Source organism: Citrobacter sp. wls613 (genome assembly GCF_005281195.1).
GTDB lineage: Bacteria > Pseudomonadota > Gammaproteobacteria > Enterobacterales > Enterobacteriaceae > Citrobacter > Citrobacter gillenii.
On sequence record NZ_SZXN01000060.1, the window covers coordinates 2,603 to 3,287 of the forward strand.

Sequence of the window (685 nt, forward strand, 5' to 3'; positions counted from 1 at the left end):
GATGCTTCGGTATGCATAAGGAGAGTTACTGTGAAAAATGACAATGCAGTGCAACACAACAACCAGACTGCTTCTGAGCAGACATTATCCCCGGACGAGGGCCACGTATTGCATAAGGTGAGAGATCCCGTGTGCGGGATGGACATCCTGCCCGACAGGGCGCACAGCAGCATTCGATACCAGGACCATCAACTTTATTTCTGCTCCGCCAGCTGTGAGAGTAAATTTAAAGCCCATCCCGATCGTTATCTTACCGAAGATGCCAGTGAACATTCCCATCACCATCACCATCACCACGATCATCACGAAGTCAGCCCTGATCAGATAAAACAGCCTCACCACCAGGCGGAGAAAGAGAATTCTGAAGGTGTGTGGACATGTCCGATGCACCCGGAGATACGCCGCAGTGGTCCCGGAAGCTGTCCTGTCTGTGGAATGGCACTGGAGCCGCTCGTAGCTACGGCATCCACGGGGCCAAGTGATGAACTTCGCGACATGACAAGACGCTTCTGGCTGGGGTTGTTGCTGGCGTTTCCGGTTCTGATACTCGAAATGGGATCTCATCTGTTTCCCGCCTTGAGGAATACAGTACCGCCACAATACAACACATGGCTGCAACTGCTTCTGGCCTCTCCAGTCGTGTTGTACTGCGGCTGGCCATTCTTCGCCCGGGCCGGAATGTCGT

At 53.4% G+C, this 685-nt stretch carries 1 protein-coding gene; it reads left to right on the plus strand.

The window, feature by feature from the left end; translation table 11 throughout:
- Positions 1 to 15 precede the first annotated feature (15 nt).
- Positions 16 to 685, plus strand: a 670-nt coding sequence (locus tag FDX01_RS23820; protein ID WP_249360983.1) for a heavy metal-binding domain-containing protein, incomplete at its 3' end; no start/stop codon positions are given.